This is a genomic window from Finegoldia magna (assembly GCF_018371055.1).
Classification (GTDB): Bacteria; Bacillota; Clostridia; order Tissierellales; family Peptoniphilaceae; genus Finegoldia; species Finegoldia magna_I.
The window spans coordinates 1-4,736 of record NZ_JAGYZD010000135.1; the positions used below are offsets into that span (position 1 = coordinate 1).

General features: G+C 29.6%; 6 protein-coding genes. 1 reads left to right on the plus strand and 5 read right to left on the minus strand.

The annotated features are described in order from the left end of the window. The 4 genes from KHW44_RS06460 to mraZ all read right to left on the minus strand — a co-directional run. A partial coding sequence (locus tag KHW44_RS06460; RefSeq protein ID WP_304067411.1) for a penicillin-binding protein 2 occupies nucleotides 1–1,166 on the minus strand: 1,166 nt, incomplete at its 3' end. Then, nucleotides 1,166–1,555 carry a hypothetical protein gene (locus tag KHW44_RS06465; protein WP_035109460.1) on the minus strand — a complete coding sequence of 130 codons (390 nt, stop codon included), beginning with the start codon at nucleotides 1,553–1,555 and terminating at the stop codon, nucleotides 1,166–1,168. The genes KHW44_RS06460 and KHW44_RS06465, both read right to left, overlap by 1 nt. A gap of 35 nt (nucleotides 1,556–1,590) precedes the next feature. Continuing rightward, on the minus strand, nucleotides 1,591–2,529 hold the full coding sequence (gene rsmH / locus KHW44_RS06470; protein WP_304067415.1) for a 16S rRNA (cytosine(1402)-N(4))-methyltransferase RsmH: 939 nt from the start codon (nucleotides 2,527–2,529) through the stop codon (nucleotides 1,591–1,593). Nucleotides 2,530–2,536: 7 nt separating this feature from the next. Beyond that, the gene (gene mraZ, locus KHW44_RS06475; protein WP_035109458.1) at nucleotides 2,537–2,968 is read right to left on the minus strand and encodes a division/cell wall cluster transcriptional repressor MraZ; all 432 of its coding nucleotides are present in this window, start codon (nucleotides 2,966–2,968) and stop codon (nucleotides 2,537–2,539) included. Nucleotides 2,969–3,135: 167 nt separating this feature from the next. Here mraZ and KHW44_RS06480 point away from each other — a divergent pair, with 167 nt between their 5' ends. Beyond that, nucleotides 3,136–3,807: a class A sortase gene (locus tag KHW44_RS06480; protein WP_094209641.1), complete on the plus strand. Its 672-nt coding sequence runs from the start codon at nucleotides 3,136–3,138 to the stop codon at nucleotides 3,805–3,807. A gap of 98 nt (nucleotides 3,808–3,905) precedes the next feature. Here the strand turns inward: KHW44_RS06480 and KHW44_RS06485 are convergent, their stop codons facing one another. After that, entirely contained in the window at nucleotides 3,906–4,631 is a 726-nt protein-coding gene (locus KHW44_RS06485; protein WP_002836215.1) for an HAD family phosphatase, read from the minus strand. Nucleotides 4,632–4,736: the final 105 nt, after the last annotated feature.

The window sequence follows — 4,736 nt, forward strand, 5'->3', positions numbered from 1 at the left end:
CAAGAATTGTTGAAAGCTTCTTGAAATGTTTCGTCACCATGAGGATTCCAATATCTTTCACATCTTATGACAACGCCTGGAATATCTCTAATAAATCCATTACAGAAATAATGTGATTCTTGTGTTGCTGTGTGCTCTTCAGTTGCAGCTGCACTAGTTATAGTTTTAAATACACTTCCAGGCTCATAAGTCCATGAAGTTGCTTTGTTTTCCCACATATTAAAATAAAATTTACTGATTTTATCTTCATCATTCTCTTTTTTCAAATCATTTAATTCATTTATTTGATCTTTTAAAAGCGGAGTTTTAGGATCATTGGGATTAAAATTAGGGAAAGATCCCATACCCAAAACATCTCCATTATTTGGATTCATAACGATTATCGTCGCAGATTTTGGTTTAAAATTATTTTCTATGTCTTTTAAACTATCTTCTACAAAGCCTTGGATAGTACTATCTATAGTTGTTTTTAAATCATATCCGTTTTCCGGATTAATAATCACAGAACTATCATCTGATAAATCAATCGATCGATTAACTGAACTGTTCAGAATTCTTTTTCCTGGTTTACCTTTTAATTTAGCATTATAAAAGCTCTCCAATCCGACAACTCCATCATTATTTACATTTGTAAATCCTAAAACTTGAGCTAACATTTCTTTATTTGGATAATATCTCTTTTTCTCAGAAACGATGCTAATAAATTTCTGATTACTTATAGGTAGTTTTTTTATGTTTTCTATTTCTGTTTTCGATAATGAAGGTTTAACTAGAACTGTTTTCTTTTTATCTAAAACTTTTCTTAGTTCTTCAGGTTTCATGCTTAAAGTTTTTCCTAACGAATCAATTAAGTTTGATTTCGATTGATCGTTTAAATAAGTAGCATTTACATACAAATTATTAGATACCACATTATCTGCCAATGTCTCACCATTTGTATCTAATATTTTCCCTCTTTCAGCATCAATATTAATAGTATTGGTGCTTTGTTTTGCTGAAAGTTTTCGATATTTATCTCCAGCAGGGGTCAATTGTAAATAAATCAGTTTACCAACTATTAACAATACAATAATTGTCAATATACAAAATAAAACTACAATACGAGAATTGTAGTTTTTATTGAAATTTTTATTGATTTTTTCTTTGCTTAAATTGCGCCTTCTCATTATTTTTCCTCTAATTTTAAGTACATAATTTGAGCATTTTCGGGAAATTGCATACCCAAATTATTTTTTGCTATTTCTTCAATATTTTTATTAGTTAATTTACTCTCTATATTAGATTTTATCACATCTCGGTTGCCTTCTGTAAGCATTACTTGATTTTTTACTTCTTTTAATTCACTGGACATGCTTTGAATCTTAGAATAACGATTCATCACCAAAATGGATAAACAAATAACCACGCATATCATTACTTTATTAAAAGTAGAAAAAAGATTTGTTCTCCTACTAGGTCTATTTAATTTTTTTGTTTGTTCAATTTTTTTGACTTCAAATTCTTTTTTTTCTACATACTGTGGAAAAACTTCAATTTTTCTTTGTGCATTACCCATTTTTGTCTCCATTTATTAATCAAATCATATAATTATCAAATAATCTTTTCAGCTACTCTTAACTTTGCACTTCGAGCCCTAGAATTTTGTTTTAATTCTTCTGTTGAAGGCTCTATCGGCTTTCTAGTAATAATCTTAATTTCAGGCTTATGATTGCAAACACATACCGGAATTTCTGGAGGACATATACAACCTTTTTGTCTTTGTTTGAAAATATCTTTGCAAATTTTATCCTCCAAAGAATGAAACGTTATTATACAAATTCTACCTTCAGGATTCAATAAATCTATGCAATCTCCAACTGCTTGTTCTAAAACGTCTAATTCTTTATTAACTTCAATTCTAATTGCTTGAAAAGTTTTCTTTGCACTGTGGCCTTTTTGATTCATTCTTACTTTTTTAGGAATCGCTTTTTCAATAACTTCCACTAATTCAAAAGTAGTATTAATAGGTTTGACTTCTCTTTCATTGCATATAAATTCAGCAATTCTTTTAGCCCATTTTTCTTCTGAATATTTGAAAATAATATTTTCTAAATCTTCTTGTGAATACGTGTTGACGATATCCTTGGCAGTAATTGGATTAGTTTGATCCATTCTCATATCCAAAACCGCATCATGCATATAAGAAAAACCTCTACTATCTTCATCGATTTGATAAGAACTAACACCTATATCCATTAATATTCCATCAACTTTTTCAATTCCTATATTTTGTAAATCACTTTTAATATTTTTAAAATTATCCTTTATAAAGATAACCTTATCTCCATATTCTTTTAAGCGTTCTTTCGCCACTGTTAATGCGTCTTCATCTTGATCAAAGCAAATTAGCTTACCATTCCCAATTCTTTTTGCAATTTCTCTGGAATGTCCCGCGCCTCCAACAGTGCAATCCACATAAACTTTTCCGTCTCTAATATTCAAATTTTCGATGCATTCATTTAATAAAATTGGCACATGTTTGAATTCCATAATTCACCTACAAATCAAGATCATTTAAATCATCAGCTAAATCGTCATAGTTTAATGAAGAATCATTAGAGTATTGTTCCCATTTTTCCTTATCCCATATTTCGATACGATTGGATACTCCAATAATGGCAACTTCTTTTTTGATATCTGCATAGTTTCTCAAGGATTGCGGAATCAAAAACCTTCCTTGTTTATCAATTTCCTGGTTACTAGCACCAGCGAAAAACACTCTTGAAAACGCTCTTGCTTGTCTTCTAGTTAATGACAATTTATTAAGCTTTTCAGTCATTTGGATAAAAGCAGATACAGGATATACGAAAAGACATTCATCCATACCTTTTGTAATGTAGAATTCTTCTCCTATTTCATCCCTAAACTTTGAGGGCATAATAACGCGACCTTTTGAGTCAATATTATGAAAATATTCATTAATAAACATTTTTCCCTCCACTTTGTTCCACTTTCATTCCACTACATTAATAATATCTTTTATATATGATGCTTTCAATGTTTTTATACGTTCTGAATATACGTTCTTTTTGATATTTACTTAAATTTAAATATATGTTAAAATACTCTACGTAATAGAAATTAAAGAGGATGAATATGAGAAAGAAATTTGGAATTTTTTTAATGACGATAGGTATTCTGCTATTTGCTTTATATTTCGCAGCCAGATTAATACCTACCTATTATAGTGAAAATGATATAAGTAAAGAAATATCATCCACAGAAATGGAACAAAACAACAAAAAGGAATTCAAAAACGACTTTGACGCTGTAAACTCTATTAGCACAACTACATCGTTGTTTAATTTTACAGCTATAAGCGGAGAAAATGTTATTGGACAAATTATTATCCCTGATTATAATTTAAGTTTACCTATTCATCGTGGAGTAACTGACGAACACTTATTAAGTGGTGCAGCCACAATGAAAGAAAATCAAAAAATGGGAGAAAAAAATTACACACTAACAGGTCACTACATGAAAAGAAACGGCTCTTTGTTTAGTAAAGTGTATGATTTAACTAAAGGTACTAAAGTTTACATTACAGATAAAAAAAACATCTACGAATATGAAATCGTAGATAGAAAAGTCACTGACTCTTATGCATTTTATATGCTAGAAGACGATAGAATTGAAAATTATGATAATAAACCTATTCTTTCTTTAATGACATGTGATATGCCAAATGATCCTAATAACAGAGTATTCCAAATAGGAAAACTTGTTAGATCGTTTAAATACGACAAAAATTATTTCAAACAAAATTAGAACAAAAATTTAGACCACAGATGAACGTCAAAATTCTTCTGTGGTCTTTGCATATAAAAAACTCTCCTCACAACTGTGAAGAGAGTCTGTTACGCTTCTTAAATATCTAAAATTTTACCATTTTTAGGAAAATCGTATATTACATCTTTTCTTTCAATGATTATTTTGGTTTTTTCATTTATTTTTTCGTTAGCTCTGATAAGTTCAAATAGCTCTTTCGTAGGATTAATCGCTGTTGGTTTTCCCATCATATTAATCATAGAAAAATCACCCGAAGTATCACCGTAGCAGTATGAATTATCGACATCAATATCATAACGTTGAACTATTTCATCGATTACAGCCTTTTTACTATTTTTATCCCACATTGGCACCACTTCTCCAGTGTACATTCCCGATTTTTTCAAATACAAGGATGCTCTGTATTCTGTTACGCCATAACTCTCAGCCATTTCTTTTACCAAAAAGTCCGGGCTTCCTGAAATAAAAAATATCAGATGATTATTTTCTTTGTGAAATTCTATCATCTCACGGGTATATCTGTAAACTTTCTCTTTAACTTGGCTGATTACTTGATTGGATATAAATTCATTAAACTCACTGCTAAAGCCTTTGAGTTTGTACTTATACACATCAACCAATTGATTGAGATACTCATCATAGTCGATTTTTCTTTTTTCGTATTTTTGGTATGCTGGATAAACTTTTTCGTAGTATAATTTTTGATCTATTATTTCAAAATTAACTAATTTTTTGAAATGCTCAATCATCAGTGAATCTCTGGCTATTGTTCCATCAATATCAAAAAACGCGCCTATTTTCATTGTTTGGTACTCCTAGATTCTTCAACTAATCTGTCAAATTTTTCAATTATATTACGAAATTCTAAGCTTTTTTTCTTTTGAGGAATAGGATTTACGATATCCAAA

Bases quoted from the DNA above. Each gene is read 5' to 3' on its own strand.
- mraZ (WP_035109458.1), bottom strand. From the start codon at position 2,968: ATGTTTATTAATGAATATTTTCATAATATTGACTCAAAAGGTCGCGTT.
- KHW44_RS06465 (WP_035109460.1), bottom strand. From the start codon at position 1,555: ATGGGTAATGCACAAAGAAAAATTGAAGTTTTTCCACAGTATGTAGAA.
- KHW44_RS06480 (WP_094209641.1), top strand. From the start codon at position 3,136: ATGAGAAAGAAATTTGGAATTTTTTTAATGACGATAGGTATTCTGCTA.
- KHW44_RS06485 (WP_002836215.1), bottom strand. From the start codon at position 4,631: ATGAAAATAGGCGCGTTTTTTGATATTGATGGAACAATAGCCAGAGAT.
- rsmH (WP_304067415.1), bottom strand. From the start codon at position 2,529: ATGGAATTCAAACATGTGCCAATTTTATTAAATGAATGCATCGAAAAT.